This window comes from Pseudomonas sp. EL_65y_Pfl1_R83 (genome assembly GCF_963970695.1).
In the GTDB taxonomy this organism is placed as follows: Bacteria; Pseudomonadota; Gammaproteobacteria; order Pseudomonadales; family Pseudomonadaceae; genus Aquipseudomonas; species Aquipseudomonas tritici.
Window position 1 is genome coordinate 233,421 of sequence record NZ_CAXAQI010000004.1, and the last position, 21,195, is coordinate 254,615.

General features: G+C 60.8%; 19 protein-coding genes and 1 tRNA gene. 5 read left to right on the plus strand and 15 right to left on the minus strand.

Annotated features, from left to right (window positions below; all coding sequences use genetic code 11):
* The first annotated feature begins 179 nt into the window (after positions 1–179).
* Positions 180–668: a MarR family winged helix-turn-helix transcriptional regulator gene (locus AACY08_RS07545; protein ID WP_339468858.1), complete on the plus strand. Its 489-nt coding sequence runs from the start codon at positions 180–182 to the stop codon at positions 666–668.
* Between the two features lie 5 nt (positions 669–673).
* Here the strand turns inward: AACY08_RS07545 and AACY08_RS07550 are convergent, their stop codons facing one another.
* Positions 674–1,999 (minus strand): OprD family porin, encoded by a 1,326-nt coding sequence (locus tag AACY08_RS07550; RefSeq protein ID WP_339468859.1) that lies wholly within the window; start codon positions 1,997–1,999, stop codon positions 674–676.
* Positions 2,000–2,304: 305 nt separating this feature from the next.
* Here AACY08_RS07550 and mhpT point away from each other — a divergent pair, with 305 nt between their 5' ends.
* A complete protein-coding gene (gene mhpT, locus AACY08_RS07555; RefSeq protein WP_339436233.1) occupies positions 2,305–3,513 on the plus strand; it encodes a 3-(3-hydroxy-phenyl)propionate transporter MhpT in 1,209 nt (402 codons plus the stop codon).
* On the opposite strand, the gene AACY08_RS07560 is transcribed toward mhpT, so the two are convergent.
* The 3 genes from AACY08_RS07560 to AACY08_RS07570 form a co-directional block, all read right to left on the minus strand.
* Complete coding sequence (locus AACY08_RS07560) at positions 3,491–4,438, minus strand: SphA family protein (RefSeq protein ID WP_339428065.1); 948 nt, start codon at positions 4,436–4,438, stop codon at positions 3,491–3,493. The genes mhpT and AACY08_RS07560 overlap by 23 nt on opposite strands.
* Before the next feature lie 81 nt (positions 4,439–4,519).
* Positions 4,520–5,287 carry a coniferyl-alcohol dehydrogenase gene (locus AACY08_RS07565; RefSeq protein ID WP_339419458.1) on the minus strand — a complete coding sequence of 256 codons (768 nt, stop codon included), beginning with the start codon at positions 5,285–5,287 and terminating at the stop codon, positions 4,520–4,522.
* 73 nt (positions 5,288–5,360) lie between these two features.
* The gene (locus AACY08_RS07570) at positions 5,361–6,836 is read right to left on the minus strand and encodes a benzaldehyde dehydrogenase (protein WP_339468860.1); all 1,476 of its coding nucleotides are present in this window, start codon (positions 6,834–6,836) and stop codon (positions 5,361–5,363) included.
* 271 nt (positions 6,837–7,107) lie between these two features.
* Here AACY08_RS07570 and AACY08_RS07575 point away from each other — a divergent pair, with 271 nt between their 5' ends.
* The gene (locus AACY08_RS07575) at positions 7,108–8,862 is read left to right on the plus strand and encodes a sigma 54-interacting transcriptional regulator (protein WP_339468861.1); all 1,755 of its coding nucleotides are present in this window, start codon (positions 7,108–7,110) and stop codon (positions 8,860–8,862) included.
* A 98-nt stretch (positions 8,863–8,960) separates the two neighbouring features.
* Positions 8,961–9,572, plus strand: coding sequence for a TetR/AcrR family transcriptional regulator (locus AACY08_RS07580; RefSeq protein ID WP_339419463.1), 612 nt, complete (start codon positions 8,961–8,963; stop codon positions 9,570–9,572).
* 19 nt (positions 9,573–9,591) lie between these two features.
* Here AACY08_RS07580 and AACY08_RS07585 read toward each other — a convergent pair whose 3' ends face one another.
* The 11 genes from AACY08_RS07585 to AACY08_RS07635 form a co-directional block, all read right to left on the minus strand.
* A complete protein-coding gene (locus AACY08_RS07585) occupies positions 9,592–10,071 on the minus strand; it encodes a DUF3237 domain-containing protein (protein ID WP_339468862.1) in 480 nt (159 codons plus the stop codon).
* Between the two features lie 42 nt (positions 10,072–10,113).
* A complete protein-coding gene (locus AACY08_RS07590) occupies positions 10,114–11,217 on the minus strand; it encodes a polyamine ABC transporter substrate-binding protein (protein WP_339468863.1) in 1,104 nt (367 codons plus the stop codon).
* A gap of 40 nt (positions 11,218–11,257) precedes the next feature.
* On the minus strand, positions 11,258–12,595 hold the full coding sequence (locus AACY08_RS07595; protein WP_339468864.1) for an alginate export family protein: 1,338 nt from the start codon (positions 12,593–12,595) through the stop codon (positions 11,258–11,260).
* 116 nt (positions 12,596–12,711) lie between these two features.
* Entirely contained in the window at positions 12,712–13,974 is a 1,263-nt protein-coding gene (locus AACY08_RS07600; protein ID WP_339468866.1) for a serine hydrolase domain-containing protein, read from the minus strand.
* Positions 13,975–14,490: 516 nt separating this feature from the next.
* Positions 14,491–14,566 (minus strand) — tRNA-Gly (locus AACY08_RS07605).
* Between the two features lie 63 nt (positions 14,567–14,629).
* Positions 14,630–15,190 (minus strand): CDP-diacylglycerol--glycerol-3-phosphate 3-phosphatidyltransferase, encoded by a 561-nt coding sequence (gene pgsA / locus AACY08_RS07610; protein ID WP_339419471.1) that lies wholly within the window; start codon positions 15,188–15,190, stop codon positions 14,630–14,632.
* Positions 15,191–15,223: 33 nt separating this feature from the next.
* Complete coding sequence (gene uvrC / locus AACY08_RS07615; protein WP_065872297.1) at positions 15,224–17,047, minus strand: excinuclease ABC subunit UvrC; 1,824 nt, start codon at positions 17,045–17,047, stop codon at positions 15,224–15,226.
* 1 nt (position 17,048) lies between these two features.
* Entirely contained in the window at positions 17,049–17,690 is a 642-nt protein-coding gene (gene gacA, locus AACY08_RS07620; protein WP_003190387.1) for a response regulator transcription factor GacA, read from the minus strand.
* A 166-nt stretch (positions 17,691–17,856) separates the two neighbouring features.
* A complete protein-coding gene (locus tag AACY08_RS07625; RefSeq protein ID WP_339468868.1) occupies positions 17,857–18,207 on the minus strand; it encodes a helix-turn-helix domain-containing protein in 351 nt (116 codons plus the stop codon).
* 92 nt (positions 18,208–18,299) lie between these two features.
* Positions 18,300–18,731, minus strand: coding sequence for a GNAT family N-acetyltransferase (locus tag AACY08_RS07630; RefSeq protein WP_339468869.1), 432 nt, complete (start codon positions 18,729–18,731; stop codon positions 18,300–18,302).
* Positions 18,732–19,481 carry a carbon-nitrogen hydrolase family protein gene (locus tag AACY08_RS07635; protein ID WP_339468870.1) on the minus strand — a complete coding sequence of 250 codons (750 nt, stop codon included), beginning with the start codon at positions 19,479–19,481 and terminating at the stop codon, positions 18,732–18,734. It lies immediately after the preceding gene.
* Between the two features lie 610 nt (positions 19,482–20,091).
* On the opposite strand from AACY08_RS07635, the gene AACY08_RS07640 reads away from it, so the two are divergent.
* Complete coding sequence (locus AACY08_RS07640) at positions 20,092–21,174, plus strand: 3-deoxy-7-phosphoheptulonate synthase (protein WP_339468871.1); 1,083 nt, start codon at positions 20,092–20,094, stop codon at positions 21,172–21,174.
* Positions 21,175–21,195 lie beyond the last annotated feature (21 nt).

Sequence of the window (21,195 nt, forward strand, 5' to 3'; positions counted from 1 at the left end):
TCGAAATTAAACCGCAAATATAGTTATGTCAATTAACTATTAATTTGAATAACCAATATTTCACGTGATTAAACCCCTTACATTGCAGGCGCCGTAAAAACCCGGCGTAGCCATAGCCCGCCAATACCGGCAAACTAGATAGCCTTCTTAACCTCCACCTTCTGAGGATTGCACTGCCAATGGCCAAGCCTTCCAACATCGCCACCGCCAGCCAGGGCCTGCCCGACAACGATGAGGGACGGCCGCCGCTGGATTCAGCCCTGGACGATCTGATCGGTTACGCCATGCGCCGCGCCCAGCTCAAGCTGTTCCAGAACCTGATCGGTCGGTTATCGGACCACGACCTGCGCCCTGCGCAGTTCTCGGCCCTGGCGATCATCGAGCAGAACCCCGGGATGATGCAGGCCGACCTGGCACGTGCCCTGGCCATCGAGCCACCCCAGGTGGTGCCGTTGCTGAACAAGCTGGAAAGCCGCGCCCTTGCCGTGCGGGTACGCTGCAAGCCGGACAAGCGCTCCTACGGGATCTTCCTCAGCAAGACCGGCGAAGCCCTGCTCAAAGAGCTCAAGGCAATCGCCGCACAGAGCGACCTGGACGCCACCGCCGCCCTCGACGGCCAGGAGCGTGAAGCGCTGCTGCGCTTGCTGAAGAAGGTCTATCAGGACTGATCGGCTTACCAGAGCGCCACGGTGTAGAGCACCAGGAAACGGGTCTGGTTTTCATCGCGAAAAGCCGCGCCGCTCGGGAAGTCATTGCGGTAGATCGACTTGCGCGCCATAAACCCGACGTCCTTAAACGGGCCGCTCTGAATCACATACCCCAGTTCCATCTGAAACTCGCGCTCCTTGCGATCCTCGGCATTCAAAGCCGCCAGTTCGATATGGTCGCCACGCACATACCGCAGCCGAGCCTTCAGCCCCGGCACACCCGATGCGGCGAAGTCATAGTCGTAGATGGCTTGCCAGGTGCGCTCCTTGGCGTTGAGAAAGTCTGAACTCATGGTCAGTTCGCTCATGCCCATCAACTCTGTTCCCGAGATATAGGGCGTGGCCGTCTCCCCGCTTGAGTGCATGTAGCCAAGGCTGACGCGATGGCCGCCCAGGCGGTAGCCAAACAAGGCCGAGAGGTTGCGGTTATCGACGTTGCCCGCCTTGGCACTGCCATCCTCACGGCTGAAAAAACTGCGCAGGTCGCTGGTAAGCACGCCATCGCCTACCGGCAGGTTGTGCAGCAGCGCCAGGGTGTCCTGCTGGTAGAGGTCCGCGATCTGCGAATGGTAGGCGCGCAGGCTGAAATCTTTATTGACCTGGTAATCACCGCCCACGTAAGCCAGGTGCGACGTGGTGGCGGTGGCGTTGAAACGCCGGTTGGGTGAGGCGACAGTCATGGATTGGTAGTCGGTGGAGTCGCGTTTGTTGATGCGGTCGATGTAGCCGGTGTTGAGGGTCAGCCCATCGATGTCCTTGGAGCTCAAGGTGGTGCCGCGAAAGGTTTGCGGCAGCAGGCGCGACGGGCTGGCAAAGGCGAACGGCAGGAAGATCGACACATCGCCGGCCTTCACCGTGGTTTGCGCAAACCGCAGCTTGGCGGTCGGGGCCAGGCGCGAGTACTCATCGGCGGCGCGCTTGTCGCTGGCCGACACCGGCAACAATTCGGTACCGCTGCGGTCCGGCGAAGAGTCGAGCTTGACCCCCATTAACCCGCGTACATCCAGGCCAAAGCCCACTGGGCCAGGGGTGTAACCCGATTCCAGGTTGAGGATGAATGCCTGGGCCCATTCCCGCGCGGCGGTCTTCGCACCGTCGTCCTTGTAGTCACGGTCCAGGTAGTAATTGCGCAAGGTCAGGGTGCCGTGGCTGTCGTCGATAAAGCCTGCAGCCCACAGCGAACCGGGCAGCACGCTCAAGGCCAGCAAAGCCATCAGCCGGCGTGGAGTGTTGTTCGACACACAGGAGACAGACGCCGCTGCAACGGCGTCCTCCATAGGGAGTTCTGGCATGTTCGATGTCCATTTTTGTTGTTTTTTTGGGTTGGCACACGCTCGGCCTTGTCAGCCTCGCGAGCCAAGAATGGAAACAGCCGACGGCACTCGTCAACTGCACATGACCGATAATCGAACATTAATAAAACTATCTATTTTTTGGCAAAACCCATATCGATATCTCAATTGATTGAATTAAATGACTTTATTCTGTTTTTTTGCGGACTTTATTCCACGATTCATTTTTTAGTTATATTTGTTATCTTAATATCCAGCAGCCACTCAAGCTCGCCACCACAACAAAAACAACAATGAGGTTTGCCATGAACAGTCCATCGCGTCGTTCGACGCTGACTATTGCGTTGTGCTTTATCGTTGCGCTGATCGAAGGGTTCGATCTGCAAGCCGCCGGCACCGCCGCTGCGGGGTTACGTCAAACCTTCGCCCTGGATCCGAAGATGCTCGGCTGGGTGTTCAGCGTCGGAATCATCGGGCTGCTGCCGGGGGCGTTCTTCGGCGGCTGGGTTGCCGACCGGATCGGGCGCAAGAAAATCCTGGTCAGCGCGGTGCTGCTGTTCGGGCTGTTTTCCCTGAGCACCGCCTTTGTCGACAGCTACTCAAGCTTGTTGCTGGTGCGTTTCCTCACCGGCCTGGGCCTGGGCGCCGCGTTGCCCAACCTGATCGCCCTGTGCGCCGAAGCGGTGACCGAGCGCAACCGGGGCACGGCCATCAGCGTGATGTACTGCGGGGTGCCGCTGGGGGGAGCATTGGCCGCGGTAGTGGCGATGTTTTCCAGTGAGCACTGGCAGACCACGTTTATCATCGGCGGCCTGGCGCCCTTGCTGGCCGTGCCGTTGATGATCCTGCTGCTGCCTGAATCCAGCGCCTTTCGCCAACAACTCGACCACACGCACGGCGCCCGCCCCTCCACCGGCCAGGCGCTGTTCGGCGAGGGCCGCGCCCGCACCACACTGGCCTTGTGGCTCAGCTACTTCTTCACCCTGACCGTGATGTACATGCTGCTTAACTGGCTGCCGTCGCTGTTGCTGGAACAGGGTTTCAGCAAACCCCAGGCGGGCATGGTGCAGATGCTCTTCAATATCGGCGGCGCCCTGGGTTCGCTGCTCGGCGGCGTGTTGCTGGACCGCTGCAATGCCCTCAAAGTGGTGCTGTCGGTGTATGCCGGGTTGCTGGCGGCGCTGGCCGGGGTGGGGTTGTCGGTGGGCATCGTGCCCATGGCCTTCGCCGGCTTTGCCGCCGGCTTGTTCGTGATGGCTGCGCAGTTGGTGCTGTACGCCTCGGCACCGCCCTCCTACCCCACGTCGGTGCGTGCCACCGGCGTCGGTGCCGCCGTGGCCGTTGGCCGCCTGGGTTCGGTGGCCGGGCCCCTGGCGGCTGGGCAACTCCTCGCCGCCGGCGCCGGCACCGCGGGGGTACTGCTGGCGACGTCCCCCGGGGTGGTGATTGCCGCACTGACCATCATCAGCGTGATGGTGCGTAAGGCGCCAACTAGAACTTATGCAGCCAATTGAGCACCAGTTTGTTGCCCTCGGTGCGGTTTTCCGCCTGCTGTTCAAAGTAAGCGTTTACCGATAGCACATCTTCCTTGCTGAACGCATAGATCAGGCCTGGGCCAATGGCCCAGACCTTCTCCCGGCGCCCGCTCACGGCGTGTCCATCGACCTGGGTGTCGGTGATTTGCTTCAACCAATAGCCGTTGACCCCCACGCTCAGTTGCTGGCTCAAGGCATATTGCAGCGTCAGGTTGGCATGCAATGCCTGGCCGGCCTGGGTATCGGAAACATCCCCAAAGCCTGCCTGCGGATCATCATTCTTGCCATTCCACAGGTACATGAAGCGTCCGCTCGCCGACCATTTCGGGCTGAACCAGTACGTCGCCGCGTAATACGGGTTGAATGACCAGAAGTTGCTGCCGGGGTTGATCGAGCGATTGCGGTCATAGGCCCCCACCGGGATCGAGACATCAGCCTCGACACGCTGGGTCAACAGCGGGCTGCCATCAGCGCGGTTCAGGGTTGGCAGTTGCAGGAAGGCACCGACAGTCAGGTCACCGAAGCCAGCACGGGAACTCAGCGCCGCATTGTTCAACCCATCGTCGACATTCACATGGGCCAGCGAGGTGTTGATCAGGGTGAATCCGGGCATCGCGCCATTGGCCAGGGGTTGGCCGACGTAGATGATCTGCGTGGTAGGCGCCACCACTTCCACGTCCTGCTTGGGCAGCGCCAGCTTGTTGCCGTTGGCATCATTGAAGCGGCTGGCCCGGGAGTACGTCAGGTATTCCTCCAGGTACCAGCCCGGGCCGGCCGGGGCCGGTGAGCCGTCGTAGAAACTGGTGCTGCCGAGGTTGAGTCCGGGCAGGTCGTAAGCGTGTGCAATCGGTGACAGTGCGACAAAAGTCGTGGCCGCAACCGTCCGCAAGATAGGCTTGAGCATCTTGTATGTCCTGTATTTTTGTTGTTGTTCAAGACGCCCGGCACGGTGGATCCGCGCCGGGGTTTACCGCTGGTGCAACCCCTACACGTAGGTCGCCGCCAACCCGCCGTCCACCGGCAGATTGACCCCGCTGACCCAGCGCGCGGCGTCCGAGCAGAGGAAGGCAATCACCGCCGCCACCTCATCGGCCAGGGCTGGACGGGTCATGCGCTGGCTGTCCTCGGCCACCCGCTGCGGCCCGAGCATGCTGACGAAATCGCCGAGAATCGGGGTAAACACCGGCCCCGGCGCCACGCAGTTGATACGCACCGAGTGATCGCGAAACCAGCCCTGGGATTGTTGGAAGCTCCACACGATCAGCGCTTCCTTGAAGTACTGATAACAGCTGGCCGGCTCCACCGGATTGGCCGCCAGCCACTGCTGCCCGGCCTCGAAGCTGGGCGTCTCGGCCAGGGCCTTGTGCAGCGCCAGCCGTTGCGGCCATTGCGCGCCGAGCACCGAGGCAACATTGACGATGCTGCCGCCCGCCGGCATGCGTGGCAGCAACGATTGAGTCAGGTGCCGCAGCCCCAGATAATTGACCGTGGCCACCGCTTGCACGGGCGCCGTACCGGGCACCCCGGCGATGTTACACAGCCCGTCGACCCGCGATGGCAGGCGCGCCACCAGTGCATCAATGCTGGCAGGGTCACCCAAGTCAGCCTGGAAGAAGCCATCCAGGGTCAGTTGCGGTTCATGGCGATCAACACCGATCACCGTAGCGCCCTGGAAGCGCGCGAGCCGCGCCAGTTCGGCGCCAATGCCTGAGGCGACGCCGGTGACAATCAGGGTTTTGTTGTGCAGGTTCATGTTCAAGCCCTCTTATTTTTGTATAGGCGTGGGTGTATCAAATCGATGAGCCAGGGCTCAGAACGACCACGGCTCAGAACGGATAGACGGGCGGAGTATTTTTCACCGTGACCCACTGCCACTGGCTGTACTCGTCCCAGTCGGCCGGCCCGCCGACGCTGCCGCCATTGCCGGAGGCACCGCGCCCGCCGAACGGGTTGATGCATTCGTCGGCCACGGTCTGGTCGTTGATGTGCAGCAGGCCGCAGTCCAGCCGCTCGCCGATGGCCATGGCGCGCCCGACCGAGGGCGAGATGATGGCGGCCGAGAGGCCGTACTCCGTGCGGTTGGCCAGTTCGATAGCCTCCTCGTCGGTGGTAAAGCTGACCACCGTGGCCACGGGGCCGAACATCTCTTCCTCAAAGGCGCGCATGCCCGGGCGCACGCCACTGAGCACGGTGGGCTGGTAGAACAACCGGTCATAGTCGCCACCCGCCTCCAGCCGTGCACCGGCCTGCAGGCTGTCGCTGACGATCTCGTGCACGCGCTGCAATTGCCGTTGGTTGATCAACGGGCCGAGCGCCGCTTCACCCCGGGCGGCGTTGCCCACGGTGAGCGCCCGGGCCTTGTCCACCAGCTTGCGGGTGAGGCTTTCGGCGATGGATTCATGCACGAGAATCAGCCCGGTCGCCATGCAAATTTGCCCCTGATGCAGCCAGGCGCCCCACGCAGCATTGCTCGCGGCCAGATCGAGGTCGGCGTCTTCGAGAATGATCAGCGGGTTTTTGCCGCCCAGTTCCAGCGCGACTTTTTTCAGCTGTCGCCCGGCCACTTCAGCAACTTTGCGCCCCGCCGCAGTGGACCCGGTGAACGCAATCATCCGCACATTAGGATCGCGGCACAGCGCTTCCCCCGCTGGCGCCGCGCCGGGCAACACCTGCAACAGGCCCTTGGGCAAGCCCGCCTCTTCGAACAGCCGGGCAATGAGAAACCCTCCGCTGACCGGGGTCTGCGGGTCGGGTTTGAGCACCACTGCATTGCCCGCCGCCAGCGCCGGGGCCACTGAACGCAGCGACAGCACCAGCGGAAAGTTGAACGGTGAAATCACCCCGACCACGCCGTGGGGCTGGCGCCGGGCATAGGACAGTCGGCCTGCTGCACTGGGCAGCAGCACCCCGTGAGGTTGGGACAACAGCCCCGCCGCCTGATGCAGCAGCACAATCGCTTCGCGCACTTCGTGTTCGCCCTTGAATAACGCGCCCCCGGTTTCCCGGGCGACGTACAGCGCAAGTTCGGCGAAGGACCGCTGGGCCAGGTCCGCCGCCCTGCGAAACACCTCGGCGCGTTCCCGTGGGCCGAGTGCAGCCCAGGCCGGCTGCGCCAGGGCCGCGCTGCGGCAGGCGATGGCGATGTCGGCCGGGTTGGCCATGGCGCAGCGCATCAGGGGTTCGCCGGTGGCGGGTTCAATCACGTCAATCACAGATCCCGAAGCGGGAATCCAATCGCCGTTGAACAGGCATGCGGACGCGATGGCCCGCTGTAGAAAGGGGGTGGTTTCAGACACTGACATTGGCAACTCCCGGTTCTTGTAATTGTCATCGTCTGCACAAGGTGCAAACGCCGCATCAAGCCTTGAGCAAAGGCTGTGCCGCTTGCACGCAACGACGCGCATATAAACCGGCGAAGGCTCTGGGTCGAGGCCTGCCACGAAGCGTTCACACGCCTGGGGCGATCGCCCACAAAAAACCCGGGTTCTGCCACTTGTTCAATTGATAAGGTTATGTTTTATAACTATCTGAGCAATTGCTCATATCGATCACTCGCTTTGCAGGGGCATAACAATGACTAATCCCCACAGCGCGCTACGCGACGACCGGGTGGCCACCGCGCCCTACCCTCCGCGTGGCGACAGTCGCCAACTCAGTGACAGCAGCTCGCCCACCACGGCGGAACTGGCCGACTGCCTGTTCTTTTCCCCTGAAGATGGGCGCATCTGGCTCAACGATCAACGCATGTTGTTGCTGCACAGTTCGTCGTTCGGCGCCCTGCGCGCCGAGGTCATCGAGCGCCTGGGACTGGACCAGGCTCGGGGTCTGTTCACCCGCACCGGTTATGCCTCCGGCGCCCGGGATGCGCGCTTGATCCGCGAGCGTTGGCCGCAGGCCGATGCCGCCGCTGTGTTTCGCGCCGGCACACACCTGCACACCCTGGAAGGCATGACCAAGGTCGAACCGCTGCACTTCAAGTTCGATGCCGACTCAGGGTTCTATGAAGGGGAATTTCTCTGGCACCACTCGTGCGAAGCCGATGAACATGTAGGGGCCTACGGCATCGGCCAGGACCCGGTGTGCTGGACTGAAACCGGCTACGCCATCGGCTTCGTCAGTGGCCTCTTCGGGCAAATGGTGATTTTCCGCGAAGTGGAATGCCGTGGCATGGGCCATCGCCGTTGCCGCGTGATTGGCAAGACGGCCGAGCAATGGGGTGATGTCGAGCAGGACCTGCGCTACCTGAATGTGTCCCAGGCCGTCACCGGCCCTGCCGCCCCCACGCTCGCAGGCCCCGTGGGCAGCAGTGGCGGAACCCGCCAGCCCCAACCGTTGGTGGGCGCCAGTGCCGCGTTCAACGCGGCGATGCAAGCGCTGCAAAGGGTTGCACTGACGCCCGCGACGGTGCTGATCAGCGGTGAGTCCGGCGTGGGCAAGGAGATGTTTGCGCGCCAGCTGCACCAGCTCAGTCGTCGCCATGACAGCCCGTTTGTGGCACTCAATTGTGCCGCCATCCCGGATAACCTCGTGGAGGCCGAACTCTTCGGTGTCGAACGCGGCGCCTATACCGGCGCGACGCACTCGCGCCCCGGGCGATTCGAACGGGCCCAGGGTGGCACCTTGTTCCTGGATGAAATCACCAGCCTCAGCCTGCCCGGGCAAAGCAAGTTGCTGCGAGCCTTGCAGGAACGGGAAATCGAACGGGTCGGCGGGGTGCGCGGGATCAAGGTGGATGTGCGCGTGGTCGCCGCCACCAATATCGACCTGCGTAAAGCCGTGGCAGACGGGAGCTTTCGCGAAGACCTGTTCTACCGGCTGAACGTATACCCCATCGCCCTGCCCCCGCTGCGTGAACGCCGGGACGACATCCCGCTGCTGATTAATGCGTTCCTGACGCGCTTCTGCCAAGACTACGCCCGGACCCCGGCAGGCCTGACCATGCGCGCCCTGAAGACATTGCTGCGCTACGACTTCGCGGGCAATGTGCGCGAGCTGCAAAACCTCATCGAACGCGGCCTGATCGCCAGCGACGAAGGCCAAGCCATTGACTTGGGGCATCTGTTTCGCAACGAACCGATGCCCGCCGAGCCCTATGGCCTGGACGACCAAGGCAGCCTGTCAAATACCGGGCAGGCGCCCCGCTCGACGCTGCTGGATACCCTCGACCAGTTGGACCAGGGGTTTTCCATCGAAGGCCTTGAATCGCGCCTGATCAATGAAGCGTTGCAACAAAGCGCCGGCAACCTGGCCGCGGCCGCCAGGCTCGTGGGGCTCAGCCGGGCTCAATTTGCTTACCGTATGAAGAAGCATCAGCGGCAAACCCCTTGAATGGCAATGAGTGCTTTAAAAGCTTTACCCAATTAAGTATTTTGCAGGGGTCTGGGGCCAACACGCGCCCCTCTTTTAATTCGTGACAAGGATCTCCTGTGAGCGGACTGCGTGAACGTCAGAAAGCCGAGCGCCGGCAAGCTATCAGTAAAGCCGCGATCGAACTGTTTGAGCGCCAGGGTTTCCAGAACACCACCATCGAACAGATCGCCAGCCAGGCCGGGGTGTCGCCGCCGACGGTGTTCAAGTACTTCGGCAACAAGCAGGAAATCATCTTGGAGATCCTGCACCACGCCGATCAACGCGCGATCACCGACACCCGCAGCCTGATCCACAAAATAGACGACCCGGTCGAAGCGCTCTGCCACTTGGAACGCCTGCTCACGGGCTATGCCCTGGAAGTCATGCACCCCAGCCTGTGGCGTGAACTGCTGCCGCTGATCCTGTTCGGTGGCAGCAACGAACTGCCCGCGGGTTATCGGGCCATGAACGATGCGCTCAGGGCCGAAATCAGCGAACTGCTTCGGGAATTGCAACGGGCCGGCAAGCTGCGCCCGCAACTCGATGTGGAGTTGGCCGCGTTCCTCTTGAATGACTACTCGCACCTGCAACTGTTCAGACTGGTGAACCAGGAACACCCGGATATCGACGCGCACTCAACCCAGGTCAGGCGTATCACCGAGCTGCTGTTCTACGGCATGCAGGCCTGACAGCTTCTGGGGTCGGGCCTCAGTAAAAGCGATAGCAACGAATCATCACCTGGTCGGCGCACGGATAATGCACCAGGCCGATAAAACTTGATCGGGTGAGCCAGTCCAACCGCCCCCTGGGCACCTGGAACACCGGGGTGCAGGTGCAGCGGTACTCCGTCTCAGGAATCGGCCACTGACCATCGCGCTCCAGCTGGCGCCCGTACTCAGTCATGCTCAGCACACCCCGGTTACGGATGTTGATCACCTCGCCTTCGTCGGTCCTAACGCTGTAGCGGGCATCCAGTTGACCGATACCATCCTGGCGCAAAAGAAAACAATCTTCTCCGCCCGCCAGGACCTGGCCGCTGATGCCGACTCCATCGAAATCCCCGCCCAGAATCGGGTAGTTACAGCGCAGACCTTCAACGCTGTCGCCCAGCATCACACCTGGCCCTATCGCGACGCGAAGGGTCAGCACCCGCTGCAAGTTCGGGGCAATGTCCATCCGTTCAGTCATGGCAAGCTCCAAGCCCGGCGCGCACGCACCGGGCCACACTGATCAGCGGTTGCTCTTGATGGCGGTCCACGTGCGGGTACGGATGCGCTCCACGGCGGCCGGAATCGGCTCCAGGGCAAACAGGGTCTTGCGCGCTTCGTCCGGCACATACATGTTGGGGTCGTTACGGATGCTGGCGGCCACCAGCGCGGTGGCGTCCTTGTTCGGGTTGGGGTAGCCGATCTTGTTGCTGATGCGCGCAATCACGTCCGGGCGCAGGATGTAATTGATGAACGCATGGGCCTCCTCCAGATCGGGGGCCTTCGCCGGGATCATCATCACGTCCGACCACATGGGCGCGCCTTCCTTGGGCAGTGCCATCTCGACCTTGACGCCCTTGCCAGCGGCATCTGCCAGTCGTGTGGCCAGTGCGATACCGCCGGACCAACCCACGCCCACACAGATATCACCGTTGGCCAGGTCCATGCCGTAGCGCGACGAGTTGAAGTAACTGACGTAAGGGCGAATCTTCATCATCACGGCCTGGGCTTGCACATAGTCCTCACGCTTCTGGCTATTAGGATCGAGGCCCTTATAGTGCAAGGCAATCGGCAGGATCTCGTTGCCGGCGTCGAGGAAACCCACGCCACAACTGGCGAGCTTGGCGAGGTTTTCTTCCTTGAAGATGATGTCCCAGCTGTTCATCTGCACGTCGGGGCCCAGGGCTTTGCGCACCTTGTCGACGTTGTAGCCGATCAGCGTGGTGCCCCACAGGTAAGGTGCGGCGTAGCGATTGCCTGAGTCACCTGCGGTTTCCAGGGTTTGCATGAATTGCGGGTCCAGGTGCTGCCAGTTCGGCAACTGCTTGCGGTCCAGCGGCTGCACGGCACCGGCCGTGATCAAGCGTCCCAGGTTGGCGGAGCCGGGAAACACCACATCATACCCGGAGTTGCCCGTCAGCAGCTTGGACTCCATGGTTTCGACGCTATCGAACACATCGTAAATCGGGCGAATGCCGGTTTCCTCCTGGAAGCTCTTGAGCACTTCGGGTGGCAGGTATTCGATCCAGTTGTAGATCCGTACGGTTCGTTCTTCAGCCAGGCAAACACCACTGATGAGCAACGAGGCGACAGTGCCCAGCACGGTGTTACGCAAAAATCTGTTCATGATCAAAACACTCCAGCGCGGCCGCGATGGCTCGCAGCACTTAATAGCGGTAGGTGAAATACAGTTCCAGCGCACTGAACATCTGGTCGTTGCCGAACACCTGTTTGGCGGCGGCCAGTGGCTTGACCCAGTTGTACGACAGCGACGTATAGAACGACGGCGTGGGTGTCCAGTCGAGGAAAACCACACTTTCGTCAGCAAAGCGCCGATCACTGACCGATGCGCCCATGTAGTTTTTCTCGTCCAGCCAGAACTGATAGTGAATCGCGCCGAGGGTCAGGGTTTCGTTGAGGTGGGTCTTGAGGGAGAACTGCTGGACGTTTTCGTTGCTGTTGAACAACAGGTAGTTGCCGACCACGTCCCCGACCAGCCACGTGCTCCAGTCGACGAAGCCTTTGCTCAGTGGGTCCCAGGCTTTTTGCCGGTTGTCGGTGAGGTTGTCGTCGCCGGAAAAGCTCGCGTAGCGGTAGCCAAGGACCGGCGTCAGCGGCAAGGTGTTGAAGGCATAGTCGGCCTGGGCATACCAGGCGTTGGCATCGTAGTCGACCCCCTCGCCGCTGCCGCGCTCCAGCGCGTACTCGGCATTCAGCGTCAGCGCCTGTACACCGGGCACCTTGGCGTTGAGTGCCCGCAGGTTGTACACCTGCATCCCGTCCCGGCGGCGCGGGAGCGTGCTGCCTCTGGGGCCAAGGGCATTGACCTTCATGGCCATGGCGCCGAGCGTCACCTGGTCATCAACGTTGTAATCCACGTTGACGCCGGTCATGCGGAAATCGCCCAAGTCATCATCGGTGCGCAAGGTGAAGGCCTGGGACTTCAGCGCGCCATGATCCCAGGCAAGGATCGCCGAATCCTTGAAGGCGGTTCGCGGGCCGAGCCAGTAGGCGCCATCCTTGTACTGGTCGAGGTTACCGTCCATGACGATGAACCCCGTACCGATCATGTAGTTCTGGCGGCCGGCGGTGAGCGTCCACTCGCCGGCGCGAAAACCGCCGTAGAGTTCTTCGGCTGCGGCCTTGCCATCGGAGCTGCGGCTGAAGCCCCCCGCGTCGCCATCGCCGAAGGTGCTCGCTGCCACCAGGGAACCGCTCGCGAGCAGGCTAAAATCCGGTTGCAACGCATACTCGAGTTTGACCCCCGGTTTTACGTAGACCTCTTGCCAGTTGATCCGGGCGCCGCCGTTTTTACCGTTGCGCGCATCGACCTGGCCGCTGCCGAAGTTGACACCACGGGTAAACAACGTTGCGCCGCCTGCCGTGAGATTGACTTCGCCCTTGAGATCGCCGTCCTCAAAGGTGTAGCCCGCGAATGCGACGTGGGTGGTCAAGGGTAAGCCGACCGCTAACAGCGCTCGAGAGAAACGCTTGCTGAATACCATAAGAAGCTCCTGTGGAATTATTGTTGTTACAGGGCAGTCAATGGCGACGCAGGGCGCCGCCAACACCTGGGCAAGCCAGGTGAATAGAACGCAAAACTCTTATTTTTTGGCGTGGGTCAGTGGCTCAAGTGGGCTGCGATCGCGCGCAGCATGCGCACGCTGTCGGTATCGAACGGGCTGACCGCATCGGTGAGCGAAGATTGCTTGACGATCACTACGCCGGACGGCTTGTCGATGAACAGGTACTGGCCGTGAATACCCCCGGCCATCAGGGCCTGGCTGTGGTCGTTGAACACGTACCACTGGCTTCGATAGGACGCACCGGGCGTCCAGTGGGAGAACTCGGCATTTTGCGCGTAGACCGCCGGATCCGCGCCGGCGGTGATACGGGCCACCGTCTCGGGCGACAGCAGCTCAACGCCGTCGTGGCGACCGTTGTTGGCCAGCAGGCGACCGAAACGCGCCATGTCTCTCAAGGTGGCGCTGAAGCCCGCTCCGGCCACGTTACGGCCCCAGGGATCAGCCAGGAAATAGCCGTCGCGCTCGCACCCCAGGCGCCCCCAGACCTCCTCCAGCATCTGACTGCACGCTTTGCCCGAGGCACGCTCCATGACCCACGCCAAGGCTTCGGTGGTGGCCGTCACATAATGGAAAAACCCACCGTGGCTGCCGCGCTTCTTGAGGGAGGGCAAGTACTGGTACAACGATTCGAACTGCGCGTACTGCGCCGGTGCCGGTTGAAAGCCGCAGGCATAGCCGTACTGCGAGCTTTCTGAATTGGGGTCGTCATACACTTCGCTGTAGTCGATGCCCACCGCCATGTCGAACAATTGGCGCACCGTGGCATCGCCAAACGCGCTGCCCGCCAGTTCAGGCACGTAATAAGCGGCCGGCCGCTCGGGCTTGAGCACACCGCGCGTCACCAGCTGTTCACCCAAGGTACCGATCAGCGACTTGGTTACCGAGAACATGATATGCCGGTCACAGGCGTGCTGACCGTTGAAGTAACGCTCGAACAACACCGTGTCACCCTGCATCACCAAAAAGGCGTCGGTCTGGCTGGCGACAAGGTGCTCGATCACACGGATGCCCAGCCCGCTCTCACTGTCGAAACACAGTTGATCCAGAGCGCGGGGAGCCTCCTGGAGCTGACCGGCAGGCCCTGGCCCCGCCGACACATCAATGCTGGGGCGCAGTCGCGCCAGATGACGGAAGCCCCACTGATTGAAGGGCGCGCGCATCCAGTTGTTCCACGTTACCCGGTGTTCCAGCGCGGCGGGAAAACCCTGCATCAGCAGCGGTGCCACGCGAGTGGCCAATGAAGACTCATTGGCCTCGACGTAAGAAGTCGCAAGGGAGAATTGGGCTTTATGACTCATCGGGATAACCCTGAAGATGACTCTGCATGAAGCAGATGCAGAGAAATAATTACCCCATATAATATTTTAGTCAATAAAACTTTTTACCAAAAAAACAAATTCTGCTGCACGCTTGGATAAGCTCTACGCCGTCCTGATAAGCCCCTGCAACAGGGTCAAATTTTGAAATGCCCCATGCCTACCGATCCCATGCACCTCATCGACGGTCTTGCGCCCCTGCTGCGCCTGCACGGCGCTGAACCGCATTCCGGCGTCGTAGGGCAGCGGCAGGTGTGACACGCCCCCAGCAGCGGCCCAAGGTCACGCCTCTGCCGGACGATCCCGGATACAGAGAGCCTGCCAAAGCCCATGCCGTGGTACCTCTGCTGCCGATGGATACGCGGATTGATGCACTGAAAACTGCGCACATAAGAACTGGATCGGAGTGTTTTCAGGGAGGTGCGCAGCAAAAGTCATAGAACGACTTTTTCTGGACGAAAAAAATGGACCTCTTTTCAGAGGTCCATTCTTAATATTTGGAGCGGGAAACGAGACTCGAACTCGCGACCCCGACCTTGGCAAGGTCGTGCTCTACCAACTGAGCTATTCCCGCGTCTTGGTGGTGCGCATTCTATAGAAATATCAGAACCCGTCAACCCCTTGATTCAAAAAAGTTTTATTTCTTTTCAATGGTGGTGCGCAGATGCGGCCAGGCGGCGCGCAGATACTGGAGCATGGACCACAAGGTTAGGCCGGCGGCGATGAGCAGCAAGGCGTAGCCGCTCAGGACCCAGAAAGAGAAATCCGACGGGTTGGCCAGCAGAATCACCAATGCGAGCATCTGCGCAGCGGTTTTCCATTTGCCCATGTTGGAGACGGCAACGTGGGCGCGGGCGCCGATTTCGGCCATCCATTCGCGTAGGGCCGACACCACGATCTCGCGGCCGATGATCACCGCGGCCGGCAGGGTCAGCCACAGGTTGCCGTGTTCCTGAACCAGCAGGACCAGGGCGACGGCCACCATGAGCTTGTCCGCCACAGGGTCTAGGAACGCGCCGAACGGCGTGCTCTGCTCAAGTCGACGTGCCAGGTAGCCATCGAGCCAGTCGGTGGCGGCGGCAAACGCAAACACCGAGCTGGAGGCCATATGACTCCATTCGTACGGCAAATAGAACAACAGAATGAAAATGGGGATAAGCAGGACGCGTAGAACGGTGATCAGATTAGGGATATTCATCGGCACAACTGGCTACGAGGTGGAAAGGGCATTCTATTCGCTATGCAGGTTCGCATAAATCAACTCAGCGAGCTTTTTACTGATACCGGGTGCTTTGGCTATTTCGTCAATGCTGGCACGGGACAGCTCCTGCAAGCCACCAAAATGTTTTAGCAAGTCGCGACGCCGTGTCGGCCCAACCCCCGCCACCCCTTCCAGGGTTGACGTTCGCCGGGTTTTACCACGGCGGGCGCGGTGGCCGGTAATGGCGAAACGGTGGGCTTCGTCGCGGATCTGCTGGATCAAATGCAGCGCAGGCGAGTCACCCTTCAAGGTGAACTCGTGGGCGGCATCATTCAAGTACAACGTTTCGAAACCGGCTTTGCGTGTGGCGCCCTTGGCCACGCCGAGCAGGATCAGGTCGGGCACGGCCAGTTCGTTGAGCACGTCGCGAGCCATCGACAGCTGGCCTTTGCCACCGTCCACCAGCAGGATATCGGGCAGTTTGCCCTCGCCGTCCTTCAGCTTGCTGAACCGCCGCGTGAGGGCCTGGTGCATGGCTGCATAGTCATCGCCAGCGGTGACACCTTCAATGTTGTAGCGCCGGTAATCGGATTTGATCGGCCCTTCCGGCCCGAACACCACGCAGGAGGCCACGGTGGCCTCGCCGCTGGAGTGGCTGATGTCGTAGCACTCCAGGCGCTGCGGGGGCTCGTCCAGGTTGAGGACTTCGGCCAGGGCGTCAAAGCGTGCTGCGACATGCTGTCGATTGGCCAGGCGTGCTCCCAGGGCCTGTTCGGCATTGGTCACGGCCAATTGCTGCCAGCGCGCTCGGGTGCCGCGTACGCGGTGGCTGATGTCCAACTCGCGGCCGCGCAGTTCGTGGATCGCCTCGATCAGCGTGGGGAAGTCTTCATGCACCACGTTGACGATCAGCTCCGCTGGCAGGTCGCGCTCGGGGCTGCTGACGTAGTACTGGCCAAGGAACGCCGCCATGACTTCGGCGACCTCCTCGTCGATACCGGTCTGTGGGAAGAAATTCTTACTGCCCAACACCCGCCCGCCACGCACGCTGATCAGGTGCACACAGGCACCGCCTGGGTTGACGAAGGCTGCGATCACGTCCACGTCGCCGGTGCCGCCTTCCATGCTCTGCTGGTCCTGCACGCGGCGCAGCAGGGAGATCTGGTCGCGCAGTTCGGCGGCCTTCTCGAAATCCAGGGTGCTGGCGGCTTGCTCCATGGCGCTGGAGAGTTCGTCGGTGAGCGCATTACTGCGTCCTTCGAGGAACATCACAGAATGGCGCACATCCTCGGCGTACTCGGCCGGTTCAACCAGGCCCACACAGGGTGCCTTGCAGCGTTTGATCTGGTACTGCAGACACGGCCGGGTGCGGTTCTTGTAGAAGCTGTCTTCGCACTGGCGCACAAAAAAGGTCTTTTGCAGCAGGCTAAGGCTTTCGCGGATCGCGCCGGCGCTCGGATAGGGCCCGAAATACTTACCCTTCGACTTCTTCGCGCCACGATGAATGCTCAGGCGTGGAAAATTACCGTCGGATAAATACACGTAGGGGTAGGATTTATCGTCACGCAGCAGAATGTTGTAAGGCGGCCGCCATTCCTTGATCAGCGTCTGCTCGAGCAGCAACGCCTCGGTTTCATTGGCGGTGATGGTGGTTTCGACCTGGGCGATACGCGCCACCAGCGCAGCGGTCTTGGGCGCGAGACCGCTCTTGCGAAAGTAGCTCGCCAGACGGTTCTTCAGGTTCTTGGCTTTGCCGACATACAGCAGGCGCGCCTCACTGTCGAACATGCGGTACACGCCAGGACGGCCACTGCAGGTCGAGAGGAAAGCACTTGGATCAAACAATGTGGTCATGTCAGGCGCTGGCGTCCACCATGCCGTGGCGCACCGCGAGCAGGGTCAATTCAACATCACTGCTGATGGCGAGCTTCTCGAAAATGCGATAGCGGTAGGTGTTGACGGTCTTGGGCGACAGGCACAGTTTGTCTGAAATCGTCTGCACCTTCTGGCAACCGACAATCATCAAGGCGATCTGGATTTCCCGCTCCGACAGCGCATCAAATGGCGAGTCGCTGGTGGGCTGGAAGGATTTGATGGCCAGTTGCTGGGCAATCTGCGGACTGATGTAACGCTGGCCCGCAAATACCAGGCGAATCGCTTGCACCATCTCCGCCAGGCCTGCGCCCTTGGTCAGGTAACCGGCCGCACCCGCCTGCAACAGGCGTGTCGGGAACGGGTCTTCTTCACACACGGTCACCACCACGACTTTGATGTCCGGGTGGCTGCGCAACAACTTGGTCGTGGCGCCAAGACCACCGATACCGGGCATCTTGACGTCCATCAGCACCACATCGGGTTTCAACTCCCGGGCCTTGATCAGGGACTCTTCCCCGGACTCGGCCTGGCCGACTACTTGCAGGCCATCGATGTCAGCCAGCATTCGTGTAATGCCTGTACGAACGAGATCATGGTCATCGACTACTAGCACCCTAATCAAGCAGACACCTCGCGATATGGTCTTATAGGTTGCTGAACACCTTAGCAAAAAACCTAGGCGCAGACCTAGCTGCAAGCGTCATATATATAGCGTTAGCACACACAGTAGCCGCCCAGTGTGGGCCGGACGGCTCAACTTTCTGAGCAACAGGTCAGGCATCCCGGGGCTAGGGCGTGGTTTTACCGTTATGCGCCACACAATGCTCAGCAAGGCTAGACGTCAAACGACGGATTGCAGCCTGGTCTTCCTTGAACATCGCGCGGTAGTCACCCAGTACTTTTTCTTCAAGCTTGCTGAGATTCTCCAGTTGAAGCGGCGTGGTTTCACCGGTCAGCACGTACAACACGTCTACACCTCTTTCGGCGACACGCGACAAGTAGTCGGCTTTGGGCGCTCGCCCTCCGTTTTCGTACTTACCCTGTGCATTGGCTTCAACGCCGCCTATTTCACCAAATAATTTTTGCGACAGGCCAAGTCGCTCCCTTTCTTGTCTCAAACGCGAACTGATTCCACTCATTTGAATACGCATTCCTGTTTGACACGTTGAAGCGACAACAAGAAAGTCGCCTCCTGTACCCAGTATGCGCTTATTAGAATGGACCATAGGGATTAGCTCGATTGACAGGCACGCTCCATGCGCCAGAAGCAATCATCTTCACCCACAATGTTCAGCCCACTGCGCTGATAGAGCTGCCTGGCAGGATTACTCTTGAACACCGTCAAGCGTAACAAACCCAAGGCTTGAGCCTTGGCTGCCATCTGCTCCAATACCCAACTGCCCGCGCCCAGCCCGCGACACGCCTCGAGCATATGCAACTCGCGGATATAGAGCGCGCGACTGTCGCGGCTCAGGCTGATAAAGCCCAGCACGACGTCATCATTGCAGATCAGCCAGTTTTCACGGCCCGCCCAGGCAACATCAAAGCCATCGTTGGACCACACCAAGCCGTATTGCACGTAGTAGCGGCTCATGGCTTCGAACGTCAACGTCCGCGCCAATGGCAGGTCGTGGTGCGTCGCCGCGCGTAAGTGGAACGCCATTTAGAGAGCTACCACTTGGCCAGCCCACACGGCGCCAACACGACGGGCAATCACCAGCGCGTCGCCAACACCGGGAGCGGCGGCCAGCAAACCGCCATCAGCCGCCCAGATGGCGCTGCGACCGGCGCAAACATAGCCACCGGACGGGCCGCCATGGTTGGCCATCAACACCAGCAGGCCATGCTCAGCCGCATAGCCCTGGAGTAACGCGCTGTCCGTTGCGTAGCCGCCCTCGCTAACCAGCACGCCAGCGGCGTAGACAGTGGCGCCCGCCTCTGCCGCCAGGCGCGGATGACTGGCGTGGGAGAAGTCCGCGCACACGGCCAATGCTATCTGCTCATCCTCACACTCGAGGGCCGCACCGCCCTGGCCCGGGACGAACGCAACCTCTTCGCCTGGGTGCAAATGCTGCTTGGTATAGAGCGCCAGGGAGCCATCCGCGCCCAGTACCAGGGCGCCAATCAATACACCGGCATCGGGTGCGAGGCGGACAGGCATTCCCACTACCGCCGTCAATTGCAACGCCCGGGCTATTTCACGCAGCGGCGCCAGGACTGGGTCATCTGGCGTAATCGCCAAACCGGCAGCCAATGACGGCTCGTACCCGGTCAACGAAAGCTCGGGAAATACAAGTAATTGCACGTTATGCTCGGCCGCCACGTGCATGAACGCCAGGTGCCGTTCGATATTGGCCGGCACATCACCCGCAATGGAAATGGATTGAGCCGCAGCAAGGGTCAGGGCAGTCATGGTCGCGTCCAAGCAATTATTGTCGAAGTGTTAGAAGCATATCCCGGCCGATAGCAGTAAGTACCCCGGCACGATAGAAATTTCTGATTGAATCCCCCCGTGTGCCTCTAGTAAGCTGCCCCCATCATTTGGAGACATACCGTGTTGCAACTCACCCACACTCAGGTTTGCCCTGCTGCCAGCGCCCCGCGTCCGGTATCGGCTACCCGTGTGAACGGTTCGAGCGCTGCGGTATGCTTTTATTTTGGGTATTGGTTTAGCCACTGGCGCGCCTGATACCTGAAATCGGCGCCCACTACTCAAGGGGTCGCCTACCAGAGAAATCTAACCCCCGGTCGGCTCCCCGACCGGGGGTTTTGTTTTTTCAGGCCTCCATCAATTTTGCAAGAACACTTAAAGGACTCACGACATGAACTACGCCACCTATTACCGCTACGACACTTCCACTGCATGGCGATTTAGCAAGCTCCGTTCGGGACAGCCTGCCGCCTCCGATCGGTCACCTATTGGTGGCAAGACAACACACGCAGCCGATACGGCCAATTGTCGAACACCCCAGTAGGGCAGAGCGCGCGGGAATAGCCCGCCGCTTGCCCAGGAAGCCTTGAATATGAACACTGCCATTGCCGCCCTGCCCCTCTCTGCCCTGACCAGCGCCAATGAAGCCCTGACCCAGCGCCTGCCCAGTTCCCTTGATTTAAAGCTCAAGCTGCCGCTCAGCCCGTTCCTCAACGAGCAGGTCCATGCCCATCGCCAAGCCGTACGCGGCATCCTCAATGGCGACGATTCACGTTTGCTGGTGATTGTCGGTCCGTGCTCGATCCATGATCCGGAATCGGCCATGGAATACGCGCGCAACCTGAAGAAGCTCGCGCTTGAAGTCAGCGACCAGATGCTGCTGGTGATCCGCGCCTACGTCGAAAAACCGCGCACCACCATCGGCTGGAAAGGCCTGGCCTACGACCCTCATTTGGATGGCAGCGATGACATGGCTGCCGGACTTACGCTGTCGCGCGAACTGATGCGCGAAATGCTGCGCCTGGGCCTGCCAGTAGCCACCGAGCTGCTGCAACCCATGGCCGCCGGCTACTTCGATGACCTGCTCAGTTGGGTCGCGATTGGCGCGCGCACCACCGAATCGCAGATCCACCGCGAAATGGCCAGCGGCCTGGGCATGCCGGTGGGTTTCAAAAACGGCACCGACGGCGGCGTGGCGATAGCCTCTGACGCGATGCGCTCGGCCTCACACCCGCACCGCCATTTCGGCGTCGACAGCCAGGGCCACCCGGCGATCATCCAGACTCCGGGCAACCCCGATACTCATCTGGTACTGCGCGGCGGTCACCGTGGGCCGAACTACGATGCGCAAAGCATGGCGCAGGTGAAACACGACTTGGCCAAATCCAAGGTGGCGGCGCGCATCATGGTCGACTGCAGCCATGCCAACAGCGGCAAGGATCCGTTGCGTCAACCGGCCGTATTCAACGACGTACTGGAGCAACGCCTGCAGGGCGACACCGCGCTGATCGGCATGATGCTCGAAAGTCATCTGTTCGAAGGTTGCCAGCCGTTGAGCGCGTCGATGAAGTACGGCGTGTCAGTGACCGATGGTTGCCTGGGCTGGAGCAGCACCGAGCAACTGCTGCGCAGTGCGGCGGAGCGGTTGCGCGGACAACGAAACATCACTGACTGATGAAGATCGATATGTGGGGAG